The organism is Chryseobacterium sediminis (assembly GCF_008386505.1).
Lineage (GTDB): Bacteria > Bacteroidota > Bacteroidia > Flavobacteriales > Weeksellaceae > Chryseobacterium > Chryseobacterium sediminis.
Genome location: NZ_VUNZ01000001.1, coordinates 1,883,927 through 1,901,445, shown reverse-complemented (window position 1 = coordinate 1,901,445; position 17,519 = coordinate 1,883,927). Strand labels below are relative to the sequence as shown.

Here is a 17,519-nt window from a genome sequence, read left to right as displayed (position 1 = left end):
ATTAAATTTGCTCTAGCTGAATACAAAAAGCTTACCGCTTACTGCCTTCCAGCTTATCACAATTGTTTTTTTACTTAATGGCAGATTTTACAGCAAACTCTTCTGCAATCTCTTCCATCCACTGTGCTACATCCTCTTCACCTGTCGCTCTCTGATAAGTACTTCCTAAAGATATTAAAATCTGGTGGATAAACATTTTCATTTGGTCTACAGGCATTTCTTTAGTCCAAAGATCAATTCTTAATGCCTCTCTTGTCTTGTCATCCCATACAGAAATCATCGTTGCTTTAGTATCTTGTTTATCAATACCTCCATCCTGAGCGTTCCATGTAATATTTTCAGGCACATGATTTTCATCAAGCTCTACATCTATCGTAATCTGAGTCTTTCTCATTTTTCTATTTTTTCTAAATTCTAAATTTTCTATTGTTTAAGTTTCGGTTTATAACCGGATTCATTAAAAATGGTGGTTGCATCCATTTTCAGGAAAGCGGTAAGTTTTGTCTCAGGCTTTTCCTTAAGATACGCCTTACAGATCTGCCATCCAGTAAAAATTCCGATTTGTGGTGAAGATTCATTATCAATCTCCGTATAAAACTTTGAGAATGGTCCGGGCGATATGAAACGTTCTCCCAATCTTGGATCATCACCGAAGATCAGGTTGCTTTCTACAAAATAATTCCAGATGTTGGCTTCATTACCTGTTGCCCATTCATACTGCTTTTTGGTATAATTTATTTTCAGATAATCAGGAACATCAGGAAGAAAAGCATCCTGAAGAATCATTACTTTTCCGTTCAGAACAATCTGATCAATGAATTTCTGATGGTCAGGAGATTCTGTAACAATATTTTCAGCGAAAAGCTGTGATACTTTAGGAACAATATTCTGAGGGTTCATTGATTTTTGGAAATACAATTCCAACCCTTTATAATTCGGATTTCCGTCTCCCATGAAACCGGTAATATCTATAAACAGAAGATTTCCTTTCTGGTCATAAAATATAGGATCCTGGATCATCTGTAAGGCTGATGAAAATAAATATACTTTGGGGCTTTTGAACTGCGGAAAGTAATATTTAATATGTGAGAATAAACTCTTCAGCTCCGTTTGTAATGTAGCCTGATTTATTTTACCAATTGCTTCCTTGTAGATTTTGATTTCTTCAGCATCCATCCTTCTTTTTTCAAAATCTGCATCTGAAACACTTCCCTGAAACCATGGGAATTGAGTTTTAAATTGCTCCAGCGGAACATTCGGATTGTAAAATTCTTTGGAAATATCTGTTACATCAACTTTTTCGGCAGTTTCTTTGACTTCTACCTTCCATTGATTTTCAGTTTCTTTTTTGCAGGAAACAAGTCCGGCAGCTAAAATAGAAGAAAGCGCAATATATCTAAAAATCTTCATTATTTTTACATGGAATTTAAGTTTACAAAAATAAGGATTAAATGCACAATTCATGATGAAAATTAAAATAATTACAACCCTTTGCCTTATTTGGGGACTTTCTTTTTTCTATGGGCAAAAGCTTGAGTTTAAAGATAAAAACTTTGAAAAAGCAGTCCTTGAGAATTTTGATCTGAATAAAAACGGAATACTTGAACCACTGGAAGCAGCGACAGTTACGAATCTGTTCCTTGTTCAGAAAGGAATCACTTCCACGGAAGATCTGTATTTTTTTAAAAATGTAAAAATGATTATCCTGGATGATAATGTGATCCCGAACATTAAAGTAAATAATCTCGATCAGTTGGAATTGTTTTCCTGCACAGGATGTAAAATATCTTCGTTCAAAGCAGAAAATCTGAAAAGTTTAAGTTCCTTATATCTGGATAATAACCTGTTGGAAAGTATTTCTTTGAATGGAATTCCAAAAATTGACCAATTAACATTATCTTTAAATCAATTAAAAACAATTGATCTGACCCAGTTTAAAGCATTAAGGAAACTGAATTTAGAACATAATAAGCTTCAAAAAATTGATATTTCCGGAAACCTTGCTTTGCAAACCCTGAACGTAATGGGAAATAAAATACAAGAAACGGATATTAAAAAGGGGATGAAAACAGATGTTACCATTTTTGGAGCTGGAGAGTAAAAACTAATGATATGAAAATAGAAACAAAACGACTGGTTTTAAGAAAGCCTGAAGACACGGATGTTGAACGGATTTTTCTTTTGGATTCTAATCCGGAAGTGATGAAATATATTGGAGTGCCCGTGTTGACGGATATTAATGAATCCCGGAATGTTATCCGTATGATTCAGAAACAGTATGAAGAAAATGGAGTGGGAAGACTTGGAGTGGTGGAAAAAGAAAGCGGGCAGCTGATAGGATGGAGCGGGTTGAAACTACTTACCCATGAAACCAATGGTTACCAAAATGTTTTGGAACTGGGATATCGTTTTTTGCCAGAATCATGGGGTAAAGGATATGCTGTGGAAGCCGGAATAGCTTCTCTGGATTATGGTTTTAATGATCTGAATGCAGAAGTTATTTATGCCTATGCTCATTCCGAACATCAGGTTTCTAATCATATTTTAAGAAAATTAGGATTTGAAAAAACCAGCGAATTTGAAGAACCGGACGGAATCTGTTTCTGGTACGAACTGAAACGTGAGAAATATAAGAGTAATGAAAATGACTATTAGAAAAGAAGAAGAAAAAGATCATAAAAAAGTTTTCAGCCTTGTAGAGGAAGCTTTCAGAGATATGGAACACAGCGATCATCAGGAACAGTTTCTTGTTGAAAAATTGAGATTATCTGATGCTTTTGTTCCGGAATTGTCATTAGTGGCAGAAGATGAAAATGGTGAAATTGCCGGTCATATTCTGTTTACAGAAATTACAATTGAAGGTGCTGGAGAATCTTTCCAATCCCTTGCATTGGCACCGGTTTCTGTAAAACCTGAATTTCAAAATATGGGAATCGGAGCGAAATTGATTTTACAAGGACATCATATTGCAAAAGAACTGGGATATGAATCTGTAATATTGATTGGACATGAAAATTATTATCCACGCTTTGGTTACAAAAAAACAAGTAATTTTGGGATTTCTTTTCCATTCGATATTCCGGAAGAAAACGGTATGGCGGTAGAATTGGTAAAAGACGGATTAAAAAATAAAAAAGGAGTGGTAAAATACCCTCAGGAATTTGGAATAGACTAAAAAAATATAAACGATGCAGACACAAAAAGTGATAGATCATATTGTAAACTGGCTAAAAGATTATGCTGTAAAAGCAAGAGTGAACGGGTATGTAATTGGAGTTTCAGGAGGAGTAGATTCCGGAGTTGTTTCTACATTAGCCGCAATGACGGGCCTGAAAACATTACTGATCGAAATGCCGATTCGTCAGAAGGTAGATCAGGTAGGCCGCGCACAGGATCATATGAATGACCTTAAATCCAGATTCCCAAATGTAGAAACAATGTCTGTAAATCTGACACCTGCTTTTGAAGAATTGTACAAAACTTTTGATGTAAAAGATGATCTGTTTCCTAACGAGAAACTTGCTTTTGCAAATACAAGAGCCCGTTTGAGAATGCTTACTCTTTACTATTATGGACAGCTGAACGGACTTTTAGTATGTGGAACAGGAAATAAAGTGGAAGATTTCGGGATCGGATTTTATACAAAATATGGTGATGGCGGAGTAGACGTTTCTCCCATTGCAGACCTTTATAAAACCGAAGTATATGAACTTGCCAAAGGATTAAATCTGATCAAAAGTATTCAGGAAGCCATTCCTACAGACGGACTTTGGGATGTAGACAGAACAGATGAACAGCAGATTGGTGCCACTTACCCGGAACTGGAAAAAATCCAGAAAGAATACGGAACAAAAACTGCTGATGACTACGAAGGAAGGGATAAGGAGGTATTCCAGATCTTTGACAGAATGCATAAAGCAGCAAAACATAAAATGGACCCAATTCCGGTTTGTGATATCCCCGAAGAGTGGAGAGTATCGTAAACGGTAACAGTACTGATAAATTGTCACATTAATACAACTATTGTTATGAACGGTAAAATAAGATCTGTGTTTTTTATATGCCTCGGGCTCCTTTTCGGAATGTCTGCAATGTATATCTACAACAACTTTATTGCAGATAAAAAAAATCAGCCGGATCCGGTAAAAAAGGAAACCGTGAGTTATGGCAGTGCTTCTTCGGACGGAGTTTCCAGTAACGGAAATTCTAATCAGGTTTCTATCGACCAGCTGACAGAAGAAAAGACGGTGATCAGCTATGTGAAACAAAATCATAAGTTGCCGGATTATTATATCACTAAAAATGAAGCCAGAAAGCAAGGCTGGAATCCTTCCCAGGGAAATCTGTGTGATGTACTTCCCGGAAAAGCTATTGGCGGAGATAAATTCGGAAACAGAGAAGGACGTTTGCCAGATGGAGAAAAATATTTTGAAGCCGATGTAAACTATCATTGTGGCGGAAGAAATGCTGACCGTATCATTTACACTCAAAATGGCGATGTATACCTTACCAAGAACCATTATAAGAGCTTTGAGAAACAATAATATGTAAATAACATCAGGTCATTGCTTAATTTGTAATTTAAATAAGGATAAGTAGTAATTTATGAAGAATAACAACTTTTTTTACCTTACAACCGTCTTACTTCTGATACTTTCATGTTCGGAAAAGAGAAGTATTGGAAAAGAAAAAGTTGAAAAATCAGGAGTAGTTATCCTTATTCAGCCATTTAAAGATATTCAGCCTGAAAGTATAGCAAAAGTAACGGAAGGTATCAAGAAAGTATATCCGAATGTAAAAGTTTTGGATGCCATAGACTTTCCGGAAAATACTTATTATAAAGAGAGAAACCGGTATAGAGCCGATTCGATCATTAAATTCTTAAATAAGGAAACAAAAGAAGGTTTTGTTACGATTGGTCTGACATCAAAAGATATCAGTGCTACCAGAGGAAAAATAAAAGACTTTGGAATCATGGGATTGGGCTATAGACCGGGGAAGGCTTGTGTGGCTTCAAAGTTCAGACTGAGCAAAGAAAACTCAGATGAGCAGTTTTATAAAATAGCTATTCATGAGCTGGGACATACTCAAGGACTGCCGCACTGCCCGGAAAAAATGTGTTTTATGAGGGATGCTGAAGGCAAGAATCCTACTAATGAAGAAACGGATTTCTGCAAAAAATGCAAAACTTTTTTAATCAATAAAAATTGGAAATTTAATTCAATATGAAGACAATATATATAGATTTTACAGACATAGGTGACTATGAAGATTTTTACGCCCAGTTAAAGGAAAAAATTCAGCTTCCTGAACATTTTGGTGATAATCTTGATGCACTTTTTGATACCATCACCGGAGATATGGAAATGCCGCTCCACCTGGAATTCGTAAACATGACTGTAGATCAGCTGGAGATTTTTGAAGATCTGCTGACCACTCTTGAAGATGCCGAAGATGAAGTAGAAGACTTTAGCTTTAGCTACTATCTGGAGCAATATGAAGACGATGAAGATGAGGATGCAGAATCTAAAGAGTAAAAGATAAAAATAGGGCTGTTTCAAATTGTGAGACAGCCCTTTTTATTTTGAAATGTGAGGTTTGTTATTTTCAGCAGCATGTCAAGGTTTAAAACCTTGACATGCTGCTGAAAACCCTTTAAATTTAAATATTTTAAACTCGTTATTACAAGAATGAAGAATCAAAATAAAAAGGCAGCAGATCCTTCACTGCACGCACTTTTACCACCTCTTCATTCATGCTTGAGAAATAAAGGTCTATATCTTCATGCTGTTTGGTTTCATATTCTATAAGACTCTGACGGCATGCTCCACAGGGTGGAATCGGAGGATTTTTTTCATGAAATTCTTTAGGACCTCCTACCACAAAGATCTTTTTTATTTTCACATTCGGAAAATTGGCGGCTACCCAAAAAAGAGTAGTTCTTTCTGCACAGAGTCCGGATGGATAAGCGGCGTTTTCCTGATTGTTCCCGGAGTAGATTTCTCCGTTTTCCAATAATACAGAACATCCTACCAAAAACTGGGAGTAAGGTGCATAAGCATTCTCACGGGCCTCTTTGGCTCTTTCAAATAATGTATTTTCTATATTGCTCAGCTCACTGCTATTTTTAAAATATTCGTAACTGATCTGTAGGTCTTTTTTCATATATTGTCAACTAAAAAAGGGGGGTAAAATTAGTTCTTTTTAATGAGGTGGGCAATATTTTATTCTTCCGTTAAAAAGTTCAATTTTTTTAAAAGATACCATGTTATATACACCAATAAAATTCAGGAATGTAGAGTTGAAAAACAGATGGGTAATGTCACCTATGTGCATGTATTCATGTGAAAACGGAGAAGCTAACGACTTCCATTTTGTACATTACGGAAGCAGGTCACAAGGCGGTACAGGTCTACTGATTGTGGAAGCTACAGGAGTAGTTCCAAAAGGAAGAATCACCAATCACTGTATGGGAATCTGGAATAATGAACAGGCCAAAAAATTACAAAGAATTGTAGAATTTGTACATGAAAATTCTGACAGCAAAATTGGAATTCAGCTCGCTCATGCCGGAAGAAAAGGCTCCACATGGAATAACCTGCAGATCTCTATTGAAGAAGGCTGGGAAACCGTTGCCCCAAGCCCTATTCCGTATCATCCCACAGAAAGAATTCCACATGTATTAAGTACCGATGAAGTAAAAGAACTGGTTCAGGACTTTAGAAAAGCTGCCCGAAGAGCAGTGGATGCAGGGTTTGATATTATTGAAATTCATGGGGCGCACGGATATCTGATTCATCAGTTTCTGTCACCGCTTTCCAATATCAGAACAGACGAATATGGAGGAAGCTTTGAAAACAGAATCAGATTTCTGATTGAAATTGTAGATGCTGTTAATGAAGAATTGAATGAAAATACGGCTCTTTTTGTAAGAATTTCCGGAACAGAGTATGCTGAGAACGGCTGGGACATCCAGAGCAGTGTAGAACTGGCAAAAATTTTAAAAGAACATTCTGTAGACCTTGTTGATGTATCCAGTGGTGGAAATATTCATGGTGCAAAAATCTCGGTTTTCGATGGCTATCAGGTTCCTTTTTCGTCACAGGTGAGAAATGAAGCCGGTGTAAAGACAGGAGCAGTAGGATTAATAACCAAAGTAGAGCAGGCTGAGGAAATCCTTCAGAAAGGTGATGCAGACCTTGTTTTTGTAGCAAGAGAGATTCTTAGAAACCCATATATCGCTGTTCAGGGGTCTTTTGAAATGAAGGAAGACTGCTTTTTCCCGCATCAGTATACCAGAGCCAAAATCTCTTCCTAATTCTGGAAACAGCTTTCAAAATTACAAAAATGGATATCGAAGACTTCATGCTTACCTGCCCCAGTAAAAAATTCCTTGGAGTAGAATGCCTGGGATGTGGTGCCCAGAGAGCAATTGTAATGGTGTTTGAAGGAAAGTTTTCTGAAGCTTTTCAAATGTATCCTGCCGTATATACCTTATTGTTGTTTTTTTTGACTCTGGGCCTGAGCTTTATAGACAAAAAAAGAAAATACAGCAATATTTTAATGGGACTGGTAATCATTAACCTTATTATTATGGTAATTGGGTATGGATATAAGCATTATTGATTTCACAAAAAAATGCTAAATAATTGATATCAAGTAAAGTGATTGTTTTTTTGGTTTCCTTTATATATGGGATTATAAAGGGTTTTGTAGAAAAATTTCAATGAAAAATAAAGTAATTTAGTTTGAAATTCTAAAATTAATTTTGAATACGGTATTTCGAAAATGTCGTAGAACTACTACAATTTATAAAACAGTGCCACAAAAACTTTTTAAATTAGAACATGAACTCTATCTTTGTTATATAAATCCTATATCAGGGAACAGTTGTTAATGATTAAAATTTAAGAATATGGCAGGAAATTCAAGAGGAATCTTAAAATTCAATGGAGGGGAAGGTCAAAAGTTATTAAAGCTTAACTACAGCGTATCAAGATCTACAGACATTTCAGGACGTGTAGCGTCTGATCCGTCTAATGCATTGATTAAAGTAACCATTGAAGCAACAGAAAAATCTGATGTTTTAGAAAGTTTACTGAACAGCAAATATAAGCCTACAAACGGAGAAATAAACTTTAATAAATCTCACGAAGAAGGAACACTAATCTCTTTAAAGTGGGAAAACGGATATGTTATCCAGCATGAAGTAGACTTTGATGCAGTGGACAGCAACAATATGCTGATCAGCTTTGTAGTAAGTGCTGAAAGCATTACATATGGAAACTCATCTTATGACGGACTTTGGCCAATGAGCTAGGTCTTTCATGAGTAAAAAATAAAAGACTGTCCTTAAATAAGACGGTCTTTTTTTACCTTAGACTATATTCAGTGGGTGCTTTTTGTTTTTATTTTTAAATTCCCGCCTCGTTGAATAATCGTTTAGAAAATAATCAAATCACTAAAAATATGTCAAATACACCTGGAAAATCACAAGCGACGTCTTTTCGTCCGACGCAGAATGCAGATGGTATTTCCGAAAACCATCATACAGGTATCAACCGTTTGGTAAAACTTTCTCTTGTTATAGAAGGGAAAATTATCAAGTATTATAAACATTTTAAGCTTAAACAAAGTACCAGACGACACCACGAATTTACGCTGACACTGGCACATGATACCCTGGGAGACAGACAGACCCACTCACTGGAAGAAGCCAATAAGTTTCTTGGAAAACGACTTACCGCTGTTATTTCCTATAAAGATATAGACAACAGCCCGGAGAGAACCTTTGTAGGAGTGATTACCGGAGTAGGATTCAGCCAGGAAAAAATGAGCTTAGGTAATATTGTCCTTACAGGATACAGCCCTACCATTCTCCTTGACGGAGCGCCACATATCCAGAGTTTTGGAGGTGCGCAGTCTGTAAATGTAGGAATCATTGCAGAAGAAGTGATTAAACAGGGTATTGACAAAAGCCGTTTTGATATCAGGGTAGATGCCAATAACTATTCCCAGATCATCTATAGCAGCCAGTATGATGAAACCCACTATAACTACCTGGCAAGAATGGCTGAAGCTTATGGTGAACAGTTCTATTATGACGGTGAAGTTTTGCACTTCGGAAAACTTCCTGCTCAGAATAAGCCCATAACCCTTACTTACGGAAGCAGTGCCAATGATATAAAAGTGGAATTAAAAGCTGTACATACCAAGCCGCAATTCTACGGCTACAACAGTAATAAAAATGAAAGACTGACTTCCGGTTCAACACCAATCAAACATGTGGGCGATCTGGCAAAAACAGCATACAGTCATAACGAGTCTATTTATAAAACTCCGGCTTTACAAATGGCCCCCATTAAGGCTACCACACACCTTGACGTAGAGTATTCTCAGAAAAGTGCATCAGGAAGTGAAGCGGTCAACGTTTTTTCCATTTCAGGAAATACAACAGTTCCTTTCCTGCACCCGGGTTGTGTGGCAGATGTACAGATGCGTAAACAGGATTCTAATGAAACCTCCTATTTTACCAGAATAATGATTACAGAAGCAGAACATGAAATTGACACAATAGGTCATTATAATGGAAGCTTCATAGGAATAGCTGCAGATACAGGATTTCTTCCAAAACCGGAATATATTATTCCAAAGGCGGAACCACAGACTGCAACAGTAATTTCCAATACAGATCCGGAAGGACAGGGAAGAATACAGGTGAGGTTTGACTGGCAGACCAATGATACCACCCACTTTATCCGTATGATGAGTCCTGATGCAGGAGGAACAGATCAGATTACCCAAAACCGCGGTTATGTAGCCATTCCTGAAGTAGGAGATCAGGTGATGGTCAACTTTGTTCACAGCCATCCGGACAGACCTTTCGTAATGGGAGGAATGTTCCATGGAGGTATTGCATTAGGAGGTGGGGTAAACAATCACCTTAAGTCAATTCAAACCAGAAGCGGGATCAGAATTTTAATGAATGATGAAGAAGGAAGCGTAACCATTCTTGATCCGAGCGGAAATACTTATTTCATGGATGGACAGGGCAATATCAGCATGAAAGCGCCTAAAAACTTTACTTTAAATGCCGGTGACAATATCAATATCACAGCGGGAAAAGAAATTTCGATAGGAGCAGGAGCAAGCATTACCAGTACCGCGAATGATAATATTATTTCTATTGCAGGAAAAGATATGAAACTTACGGCTTCGGGAGATATCACAGAAGCTTCCGATACCCGAACAGAAATGATTGAAAAAGAATTCAAGAGACAATCTGAAACATCCAATGAAATAGCAGGTGAAATTTCTATGTTCAGCGAACTGGAAAATATGACCATGCAGAGTGGAAAGATCGTAGAATTCAACAGTGCTGAAAAATCAAAACTTTTCTGATATGGCCATTATAAAGACAGCAACGAATCTACGCATCACAGTTAAAGATTCTTATCATCTGAGCGTAGGAAAAAAGGTTGAAAAAATAGCAAAGAAAATCAATGTGGAAGCACACAGAGATAATCTTGTTTTAGCGAGTAACAAGAAGATTATGTCCCATGGTCATAAGTAAATATAACATACTGATTCTTTTTATAGTATGCTGTTTCTCATTAACGAATTGTCAGAATAAAAAAATGGAAGAAAAATACAATTGGCTGGGAACCGTTTCTGCCCCACAGGAATATCCGATGGAAGTATATGAAGGAGCTATTGTTGCTGATGGTTTTACTTACAGCTTTGATGCCATCTGGGGAACACAGAATACAGGATGGGGGAAAGAAGGAGGAACGATGAATGTAACCACGGAAAGAATGAATGCTCCCCATGAACTGGAATTCACATGGTATTCTTTGGTAGAAAAAAAATTCTATACCGGAAAATGGAATCTGGATAAAGAAAAGATAAAAAGCCTTTTTGATGAAGGATTTGTAGATCAGGATACGAAAAAGAAATCTACCTACAATTCCTTTGTTGTAGGATTAGCCCCGTTAGGAAAAGTTGTCCTTTGGATGAAAGGAGCAGGAAACCAGAAAGAAATAGGCGCTTTCCAGGCTCATGATACTGTTATTACCAAAGAAAAAGCATACGATAATGCTCAGTATATGCTGGCAGAAGGCTTTGCAGACAGAATGCTGAAAGATCCGTCTTATAAGACATTCAAGCCGGAAGTGCGTGAGAAAATTGAAAAAGAAGGATATCCTGCTGCTGACATCTATAATGTATACAGAGAGAAATACAACTGGAAACCTTCAGTAGTTCTTCCGGAAGGAGCAACATGGATAGATTTCGGTTTTACCAATTATAACGGAGAACAGGAAAATCTTTTTGACCAGAGTTTAAAAGATAATACCTATAAAAGCAGAGCCGTACCAAAATTCTGCGGTTTTTACTGGAAAGATAAAAATAACAACAGATATGCAGTATGGATAGACTCTTTTGATGATAAAGAAATATTTGATTTGTTTCAGAAACTCGGGAAGGATAAAAACATTAATCTTACCATTAAAGTTAATGAAGACAATACAAATGTTTTGGTATCCTTAGAATCTGAAAAAGAAAAACTGGCTGTTACCAAAGCAAAAATAAGGGTATCCCGAAAGATAGAATCATAGCGTTCAATCAGTCAATTTAAAAACAAGAACTATGCACAACAATCAATTTGGAAGTTATACACCATCTGTATCCAAAGAGGAAGTACTGGATATTACCATTGGGATTTTTTTTGACGGAACCCTGAATAATAAAACCAATACAGACGAAAGAAAGAACGAAACTGATGCCCACAAAAAACATGGTGGTAAAGCTACAGACAATACCAGTTATAACAATGACTGGAGTAATGTGGCCCGCATGTGGGATAACTATGATAAAAACTTTGGAATCTATATAGAAGGTATCGGTACTCAGGATAAAGAAGGAGATGCTACGTTGGGATATGCTTTTGGAACAGGAGAAACGGGAATCAGATCGAAAGTGAGAAAAGGCTGTGAAGAAATTGTGAAAAAGGTGAAAACCATTAAAGCAGAAAAAAAGGCCGATAAAATTGCTGTGCTTACTTTTGATGTATTCGGTTTCAGCCGTGGAGCAGCTGCCGCCCGTAATTTTGTATACGAAATAGGAAGAGCAAAGTATAAAGCCACTTCACGCACAATTGCCAATGAAGCTGTTTCGGTGACAACCTATTCAGATGATGACGGGAAAAGTGTTGCTTCGGAAGAACTTCCAAAATGGGGGCATTTAGGTCTTAAACTTGAAGAAGCCGGATTAAAGGTAGATGTTTTAAAAGTAAGATTCCTGGGAATTTACGATACTGTTTCTTCCTATTCAAAATATCTGTCACCAATGCCCAATTTCAGCAATGACGTAGAAGAATTAAGCTTGAATGAAATTGGAAAAGCGCAGACTGTAGTTCACTTTGTTGCAACCGATGAACACAGAGAAAACTTTGACCTTACAAGAGTACACATAGGAACTGAAAAGACATTTCCAGGTGTACACTGTGATGTGGGCGGAGCCTATGAAAACGGAAGGGAAACATGGGAAGAAGTGGAAACGTCATGGACTACCAGCAGCAAACTGGAAGCATTAAAAACAGAGCTTGAAAATGAAGGTTGGTATCATAAAGATGAGCTCACCATTACCCCCGGATTCTATTTATCACTAAGAGGAACACGCATGCTGCTGAAGACTTTCAGTTATATTCCTTTGCATTTTATGGCGGAATATGGCATTGATAAAAACCTTCCTATCACCTTAAAAAAAATGACGGATGATAAATATTCCATTTTGAATGATCAGTTTTTAATAGGAATAAAAGACCGTCTCAGAACTTATGTAATGGGAGATGGCAAACCTTATTCTTTCAGACATTATAAAGAACTGAGAGATGCCTATGGAGGAAACGAAGTTCCGGAAGACCGTCAGGCAGCTTATCAGAAAGAAGTAAAGGAACAGAATGATTTAAGAAAGCTTCGTCATGAATACCTTCACTGGTCTGCAAGAAGAGAAAAAATAGGGATGGATCCGAGACCGAACAGAACAAGGGTTATCCATTAAACTTTTAATAAGATTTATACAAAGAAAGAAATTGAAGCAGGAACATTTTTATGCAGAAATATAACATACATACCGTTCAGAAAGATGAAACTTTAAAAAGTATAGCTTCGCTGTATGGGTTGGATAAAGATGCATTAAAACTCTTCCATAATAACCACTGCGCTGTTAAGGATATGATCCTGATCAACCTTAATGGGCAGAAAGAACTTTTTGTTCCGAGAACAGCAGTTGCAGATAAAAACAATCTGGTAAAATTCGGAAGAGGAAACAGCATTGTTTTTCAGCCGGAAACAACAGTGCGAAAATACAGTGTTGTCATCACCATAGAAAAAGGAGACAACAAAAGCGAATTAAAATATGAAACATCAGTCCGTTGGCTGAAAACGGAGAAAGGACACCATTTTTTTGAGATAGACAGAACATCAAACCTTTATCTCAATGAAGAAGAAGTCAATGAAATTGCAGATCTGCTGGCGTACAGGACCTCTAAGATTTTGTACCCTCTACAGATCAGTACTGATGAACATGGGAAATTGGAAGCAGTTGAAAATGCTGAGGTATTTATCAAAAGATGGCCGGCAGTAAAAGAAGAATTGTATAAAGAATTTGAAGGCGAAACCGTAGATGAATACTGCGGAAAGATTGAAAAAGTGATCAGCCAGCCTGAAGCAATAGATCTTTACCTTAAAAATGATTATTTCATCCGTGCCCTGTTCTTTGGGATGTACCAACGTTTCGGACCGGATTATAAAACAGAAATAATGACAGCTTTTCCGGTAGTAGACAATGCAATTGAACCCAGATACAAGATCACACTGCAAACAGACCCGCTAAAAGGAGAAACAGGCCTGATCACTATAGAAGGATCAGGGAAATTATATGAAGAAAGAGACATTGATGATTTCATAAGAAGATCACCTTTTTCATTGATTATAGAAGACGAACCTGTAATGAATGAAGAAGGAACTTTCAGACTCATAAGCTATATGAAAGGAGAAACTTCACTTCCGGAATCTCTTTACCTGGAATGCAGTATCATGCTGCAGGAAGAAAAAAAGATTTCAGTATCAGTTTCAGGAATTGATGAAAACTAAATTACCATTTCACTAAAGATAAAATTAATATGGCAGAAAAACATATTGTAGTACAGGGCGCCATGTGCAAATGCCAGTTCGGGCAGGCTCCGGACAAGCTGAAAGTACTTACACACCAAAAAGAATATGCCAATGATAAAAGCGCTTCCAAAAAGCTCATCGTCACCACGAAAGAAATAGGAGCAGCCACATTTGAAAAAAATACATTCGGAAACTGTACCAAAATGGGAGTTCCGCCACCACCCTGCAAGATTATGGTTACAGAATGGCAGAAGTTTTATGATAAAGTACAGCTCAGCAATGGCGGATATATCATTGTAGAAGACAGCAAAGCCGTATGTGCTATTGCCGGAACTCCATGCATTGAGATTATAGACCACGGGCAAAGAGCAGAAGCCAGCCAGCAGAATTTTAAAAATGCAGATAAAGACGTCCAGCAGCAGATCAATCCGCTGGTAGACTCTGAAGAAATGTATAACGAACAGCCTTCAGGAGGAGGGCAGGATGGTGCAATCTAAATGATAAAAAAATGGCAAAAGGCGTTAAAAAAATAAAAGTTGTAAGTGGACTTTATTATCCTAAAATGTCTGTATTAGGACAAAGGGTTACCATAAAGCCTGATCAGTGGGTGCAATTTGGAGTGGGTGAATGGCTGCCAGGCACTACCGATGCAGACAAAAAGAAACCTCTTATCTGGATGAGGCAGAATAACAGCAGGAAAATTATTATCAATCAGATATCCTCCGCAGGCGGGTATAAATTTTTAATAGATAAACAATACTGCGGAAGCTATCAGTTCTATATAGAAGCCAGTCTTTCAGGAGTAAGAGATACTAAAAACAATACAGGATTGTATGTAAAAGGCTGGTGTGATCCCAAAATTGTAAGCAGTAAGTGGTCCACACAAAAAAACAGCAAAAGCATAAAAAACAATAAAAAGACCGAGTATATTTCTTACGGACACATTGTTCACCTGAATCTGATGACAGAAGGACTCAACGGGAATTTACTGATTATAGAGCTGTGGAACCAGCAGACTGCAAAAAAAGATAAGCTGGTTCATGTATACAACAATGTGCAGGTAATAGACGGAGAAGTGAATCTGAAGATAGAAAATACCTTCGCCTGGATGGCCGCTGTAGACAATATCCAAAATGTAGAAGAATTTTATGTTAAAGTAAAAGATATAGCATCAAAACAATATATTAAAGATAAGCTTGGTGATGATCTTCACGCCATCTATCTGAATGTAAAAAGTAAAGTAGTCACTACCAATACCAACGGAGCCCAAAATCAGACCCCTACCAAAGTATATAAGCCGGATGTAAACTCTGTAAGGCTTGAACCATGCAAATTTGAAGTCATCAAAATCACCGAAAGTGAAATAAAAGACGGGAAAGCCAATAATACAACGGTTAAGGTTTTTGATAACGGGTTAGGTGTAAAACAAATACAATCCCCTGCACTGCAGGAGCATATTCAGAGAACAATCTTTTATAAATTTGATTCTACCGTCATAGATAAAGACGGGGTAGCCATTTTGAATAATGTTCTCAAATTCCTTCTGGAACATAAAGATGCCACCATGAATCTCAGTGGCTATGCCTGTGTGATTGGAAAACAAAATTACAATAAAGGACTTTCCCAAAGAAGAGCAGACGTTGTCAAAAAATTCTTTGCAGACGGAGGGTTGGATCCCAGAAGAATAATCTCTGTAGGAAAAGGAGAAGTAGATCCTACAGACGATAAAAAAGGAAGAGATAACATTAAGTATAAAGACGAGAAAGACTATGAAAACAACCGTAGAGTAGATATCTCATTTATATTTAACGCCCATGATGCCCAGACTGTTAATTACGAAGTAACAGCACCTAGTGTATCTACCAAAAAAGATCTTACAATTGATATCACAGGTTTTCAGACTAATGAATGCTTCAGAGCCAGTAAAGGAAAACATAAAAAACAAGCTCTGATTGTAGACGTAGGACAGGCAATAGACAAGGGAGATACGGTGAAAACATTTACCACACCCTCATTCAATTACGGAGTGTATTCAGATTTATCCAAATTTGATACTATGCCTATACAATACATCTGGCCTATGTGGGCCAATCCAAACCAGTTCCATCTGCACGCACATACCTGTAGATATTTCAGTAATGAAAAACGCACTACGGTATTAATAAAGGCTTATCCGGATATTAAATGGACACTGACATTTTTTGTGAATCTTACCAATGAGCTTAGTGTAAAATGGCAGAATCAACCGGCAGCAAAACATAAAGATCTACAGGCCAAAGCAGGTAAAATAGGAGCCGAGAGGAGATGGAAGCAAAAAGACGCCTCTTTCGGATTCAGTCTTAAAAGCGAATGGGAAAAAAACAGAAGTGGCAGTTATCAGAAAAGTAAAGAACTGAAAGGAGAATACGAAACAAAATTCAAAAAACTGTATGACCTTTTCGGTTCACTTGGAGCCATGTCTGACGGTATTACCAACAAAACCAAAGGACAGGTCAGAAACATCGGTTTTAAAGGACTTCCGGTAACTTTTGCCATTAAACCTCCTAATATTAATCTCAAAGGAGAATGGTGTTTAGAAAGAGCCAAACAGAAAAATACAGAGATAGAAAGATTAGGAACAAAAGTAGATATATCCTTTAATGCCGAACCTCTGATAGGATTAGAAGTTACAGTTGACCTTCTGTGTACAGCCGTAGGACTTGTTGCAGGAGCAGTGAGCGGAGGAACAGCAGCACCGGGAGCCGTAAGATTATACGGAGTAATCAAAGACCAGATGAACACCGGCGTGGAATTCGGGAATGATGATTTCGGGGCAAAACTGAGTTCAGATGTTTACATTGATCTTATCATTTCAAGTGAGATAAAGACAACGGTTGGTTTTTCATTTAATACAGTAAGTGAAAAAGGAGACAAACAAGGCAAAATAGAAGCAAAGAATACCCTTAAGATTGAATTAAAAGCAGGCGTTTGGGCAAAAGCAGAAGCCAATCTTGTGATTGTCAAAATAGAAGGATATTTTGAAATGAGCGGAAAGGGGTCAGCTTCCATTACATTCGGACATGGTGTGAAATTTGATGATAAAGGATTAAATTACCGTCCGGAATTAGGATTTGACGGCCTTAATGCTGAATATGTCATCAAAGGGAAAGTAGGAATGTCAGCAAAAAAGAAAATACCAAGAGGAGGAAACAAAAAGCCGGCAGAACTTAAAGGAAGTTCAGAAGACGAAGGTATCATCGCAGAAGGAAAATTTAACGAAATTGTACCTAAATTTGATGTCATCAAAAGTCTCGAAGAACTTTTCGGATTTAGCGCCGATATTCCGTTAATAAGAAATTAGATAAT

20 protein-coding genes are annotated in these 17,519 nt (G+C 37.3%); 17 read left to right on the top strand and 3 right to left on the bottom strand.

Annotation, left to right across the window (positions count from 1 at the left end):
* Nucleotides 1-70: 70 nt before the first annotated feature.
* Complete coding sequence (gene gldC / locus FW780_RS08645) at nucleotides 71-394, bottom strand: gliding motility protein GldC (protein WP_034695059.1); 324 nt, start codon at nucleotides 392-394, stop codon at nucleotides 71-73.
* 29 nt (nucleotides 395-423) lie between these two features.
* On the bottom strand, nucleotides 424-1,410 hold the full coding sequence (gene gldB / locus FW780_RS08640; protein WP_174774446.1) for a gliding motility lipoprotein GldB: 987 nt from the start codon (nucleotides 1,408-1,410) through the stop codon (nucleotides 424-426).
* Nucleotides 1,411-1,462: 52 nt separating this feature from the next.
* Here gldB and FW780_RS08635 point away from each other — a divergent pair, with 52 nt between their 5' ends.
* The 7 genes from FW780_RS08635 (at nucleotide 1,463) to FW780_RS08605 (ending at nucleotide 5,537) form a co-directional block, all read left to right on the top strand.
* Complete coding sequence (locus tag FW780_RS08635; protein ID WP_149833213.1) at nucleotides 1,463-2,101, top strand: leucine-rich repeat domain-containing protein; 639 nt, start codon at nucleotides 1,463-1,465, stop codon at nucleotides 2,099-2,101.
* Between the two features lie 11 nt (nucleotides 2,102-2,112).
* Nucleotides 2,113-2,655 carry a GNAT family N-acetyltransferase gene (locus FW780_RS08630; RefSeq protein WP_149833212.1) on the top strand — a complete coding sequence of 181 codons (543 nt, stop codon included), beginning with the start codon at nucleotides 2,113-2,115 and terminating at the stop codon, nucleotides 2,653-2,655.
* Nucleotides 2,639-3,175 carry a GNAT family N-acetyltransferase gene (locus tag FW780_RS08625; protein WP_167510663.1) on the top strand — a complete coding sequence of 179 codons (537 nt, stop codon included), beginning with the start codon at nucleotides 2,639-2,641 and terminating at the stop codon, nucleotides 3,173-3,175. Before FW780_RS08630 ends, FW780_RS08625 begins: the two co-directional genes overlap by 17 nt.
* A gap of 13 nt (nucleotides 3,176-3,188) precedes the next feature.
* Nucleotides 3,189-3,983, top strand: a complete 795-nt coding sequence (gene nadE, locus FW780_RS08620) for an NAD(+) synthase (RefSeq protein ID WP_149833211.1) — start codon at nucleotides 3,189-3,191, stop codon at nucleotides 3,981-3,983.
* Nucleotides 3,984-4,028: 45 nt separating this feature from the next.
* Nucleotides 4,029-4,544 (top strand): ribonuclease domain-containing protein, encoded by a 516-nt coding sequence (locus FW780_RS08615; protein WP_241676875.1) that lies wholly within the window; start codon nucleotides 4,029-4,031, stop codon nucleotides 4,542-4,544.
* Between the two features lie 61 nt (nucleotides 4,545-4,605).
* Nucleotides 4,606-5,229, top strand: coding sequence for a Zn-dependent protease (locus FW780_RS08610; RefSeq protein WP_149833210.1), 624 nt, complete (start codon nucleotides 4,606-4,608; stop codon nucleotides 5,227-5,229).
* Nucleotides 5,226-5,537, top strand: a complete 312-nt coding sequence (locus FW780_RS08605) for a barstar family protein (RefSeq protein WP_149833209.1) — start codon at nucleotides 5,226-5,228, stop codon at nucleotides 5,535-5,537. The genes FW780_RS08610 and FW780_RS08605 overlap by 4 nt, the downstream gene beginning before the upstream one ends.
* Nucleotides 5,538-5,682: 145 nt before the next feature.
* On the opposite strand, the gene FW780_RS08600 is transcribed toward FW780_RS08605, so the two are convergent.
* Nucleotides 5,683-6,165, bottom strand: a complete 483-nt coding sequence (locus FW780_RS08600; protein WP_149833208.1) for a cytidine deaminase — start codon at nucleotides 6,163-6,165, stop codon at nucleotides 5,683-5,685.
* A 100-nt stretch (nucleotides 6,166-6,265) separates the two neighbouring features.
* Here FW780_RS08600 and namA point away from each other — a divergent pair, with 100 nt between their 5' ends.
* The 10 genes from namA to FW780_RS08555 all read left to right on the top strand — a co-directional run bounded on the left by namA (nucleotide 6,266) and on the right by FW780_RS08555 (nucleotide 17,514).
* Nucleotides 6,266-7,318, top strand: a complete 1,053-nt coding sequence (namA, locus tag FW780_RS08595) for an NADPH dehydrogenase NamA (RefSeq protein WP_149833207.1) — start codon at nucleotides 6,266-6,268, stop codon at nucleotides 7,316-7,318.
* Between the two features lie 29 nt (nucleotides 7,319-7,347).
* The gene (locus tag FW780_RS08590) at nucleotides 7,348-7,626 is read left to right on the top strand and encodes a DUF2752 domain-containing protein (protein ID WP_149833206.1); all 279 of its coding nucleotides are present in this window, start codon (nucleotides 7,348-7,350) and stop codon (nucleotides 7,624-7,626) included.
* 289 nt (nucleotides 7,627-7,915) lie between these two features.
* Nucleotides 7,916-8,320 carry a type VI secretion system tube protein TssD gene (tssD, locus tag FW780_RS08585; protein WP_047378640.1) on the top strand — a complete coding sequence of 135 codons (405 nt, stop codon included), beginning with the start codon at nucleotides 7,916-7,918 and terminating at the stop codon, nucleotides 8,318-8,320.
* Between the two features lie 149 nt (nucleotides 8,321-8,469).
* Nucleotides 8,470-10,401 carry a type VI secretion system Vgr family protein gene (locus FW780_RS08580; RefSeq protein ID WP_149833205.1) on the top strand — a complete coding sequence of 644 codons (1,932 nt, stop codon included), beginning with the start codon at nucleotides 8,470-8,472 and terminating at the stop codon, nucleotides 10,399-10,401.
* A 1-nt stretch (nucleotide 10,402) separates the two neighbouring features.
* Nucleotides 10,403-10,573, top strand: coding sequence for a hypothetical protein (locus FW780_RS22365; RefSeq protein ID WP_156106421.1), 171 nt, complete (start codon nucleotides 10,403-10,405; stop codon nucleotides 10,571-10,573).
* Nucleotides 10,574-10,637: 64 nt separating this feature from the next.
* The gene (locus FW780_RS08575; protein WP_241676874.1) at nucleotides 10,638-11,615 is read left to right on the top strand and encodes a DUF2931 family protein; all 978 of its coding nucleotides are present in this window, start codon (nucleotides 10,638-10,640) and stop codon (nucleotides 11,613-11,615) included.
* 31 nt (nucleotides 11,616-11,646) lie between these two features.
* A complete protein-coding gene (locus tag FW780_RS08570) occupies nucleotides 11,647-13,059 on the top strand; it encodes a phospholipase effector Tle1 domain-containing protein (protein ID WP_149833203.1) in 1,413 nt (470 codons plus the stop codon).
* 50 nt (nucleotides 13,060-13,109) lie between these two features.
* Entirely contained in the window at nucleotides 13,110-14,153 is a 1,044-nt protein-coding gene (locus FW780_RS08565) for a hypothetical protein (RefSeq protein ID WP_149833202.1), read from the top strand.
* A 29-nt stretch (nucleotides 14,154-14,182) separates the two neighbouring features.
* Nucleotides 14,183-14,671, top strand: coding sequence for a DUF4280 domain-containing protein (locus tag FW780_RS08560; RefSeq protein ID WP_077418171.1), 489 nt, complete (start codon nucleotides 14,183-14,185; stop codon nucleotides 14,669-14,671).
* Nucleotides 14,672-14,682: 11 nt separating this feature from the next.
* Nucleotides 14,683-17,514, top strand: coding sequence for an OmpA family protein (locus FW780_RS08555; RefSeq protein WP_149833201.1), 2,832 nt, complete (start codon nucleotides 14,683-14,685; stop codon nucleotides 17,512-17,514).
* Nucleotides 17,515-17,519 lie beyond the last annotated feature (5 nt).

Excerpts from the sequence above, each read along its gene's own strand:
- FW780_RS08635 (WP_149833213.1), top strand. The coding sequence starts at position 1,463 with ATGATGAAAATTAAAATAATTACAACCCTTTGCCTTATTTGGGGACTT.
- FW780_RS08630 (WP_149833212.1), top strand. The coding sequence starts at position 2,113 with ATGAAAATAGAAACAAAACGACTGGTTTTAAGAAAGCCTGAAGACACG.
- FW780_RS08590 (WP_149833206.1), top strand. The coding sequence starts at position 7,348 with ATGGATATCGAAGACTTCATGCTTACCTGCCCCAGTAAAAAATTCCTT.
- FW780_RS08570 (WP_149833203.1), top strand. The coding sequence starts at position 11,647 with ATGCACAACAATCAATTTGGAAGTTATACACCATCTGTATCCAAAGAG.
- FW780_RS08575 (WP_241676874.1), top strand. The coding sequence starts at position 10,638 with ATGGAAGAAAAATACAATTGGCTGGGAACCGTTTCTGCCCCACAGGAA.
- FW780_RS22365 (WP_156106421.1), top strand. The coding sequence starts at position 10,403 with ATGGCCATTATAAAGACAGCAACGAATCTACGCATCACAGTTAAAGAT.
- tssD (WP_047378640.1), top strand. The coding sequence starts at position 7,916 with ATGGCAGGAAATTCAAGAGGAATCTTAAAATTCAATGGAGGGGAAGGT.
- FW780_RS08580 (WP_149833205.1), top strand. The coding sequence starts at position 8,470 with ATGTCAAATACACCTGGAAAATCACAAGCGACGTCTTTTCGTCCGACG.
- gldC (WP_034695059.1), bottom strand. The coding sequence starts at position 394 with ATGAGAAAGACTCAGATTACGATAGATGTAGAGCTTGATGAAAATCAT.
- gldB (WP_174774446.1), bottom strand. The coding sequence starts at position 1,410 with ATGAAGATTTTTAGATATATTGCGCTTTCTTCTATTTTAGCTGCCGGA.
- FW780_RS08600 (WP_149833208.1), bottom strand. The coding sequence starts at position 6,165 with ATGAAAAAAGACCTACAGATCAGTTACGAATATTTTAAAAATAGCAGT.
- FW780_RS08615 (WP_241676875.1), top strand. The coding sequence starts at position 4,029 with ATGAACGGTAAAATAAGATCTGTGTTTTTTATATGCCTCGGGCTCCTT.
- FW780_RS08605 (WP_149833209.1), top strand. The coding sequence starts at position 5,226 with ATGAAGACAATATATATAGATTTTACAGACATAGGTGACTATGAAGAT.
- FW780_RS08560 (WP_077418171.1), top strand. The coding sequence starts at position 14,183 with ATGGCAGAAAAACATATTGTAGTACAGGGCGCCATGTGCAAATGCCAG.
- FW780_RS08625 (WP_167510663.1), top strand. The coding sequence starts at position 2,639 with ATGAAAATGACTATTAGAAAAGAAGAAGAAAAAGATCATAAAAAAGTT.
- FW780_RS08610 (WP_149833210.1), top strand. The coding sequence starts at position 4,606 with ATGAAGAATAACAACTTTTTTTACCTTACAACCGTCTTACTTCTGATA.
- nadE (WP_149833211.1), top strand. The coding sequence starts at position 3,189 with ATGCAGACACAAAAAGTGATAGATCATATTGTAAACTGGCTAAAAGAT.
- namA (WP_149833207.1), top strand. The coding sequence starts at position 6,266 with ATGTTATATACACCAATAAAATTCAGGAATGTAGAGTTGAAAAACAGA.
- FW780_RS08555 (WP_149833201.1), top strand. The coding sequence starts at position 14,683 with ATGGCAAAAGGCGTTAAAAAAATAAAAGTTGTAAGTGGACTTTATTAT.
- FW780_RS08565 (WP_149833202.1), top strand. The coding sequence starts at position 13,110 with ATGCAGAAATATAACATACATACCGTTCAGAAAGATGAAACTTTAAAA.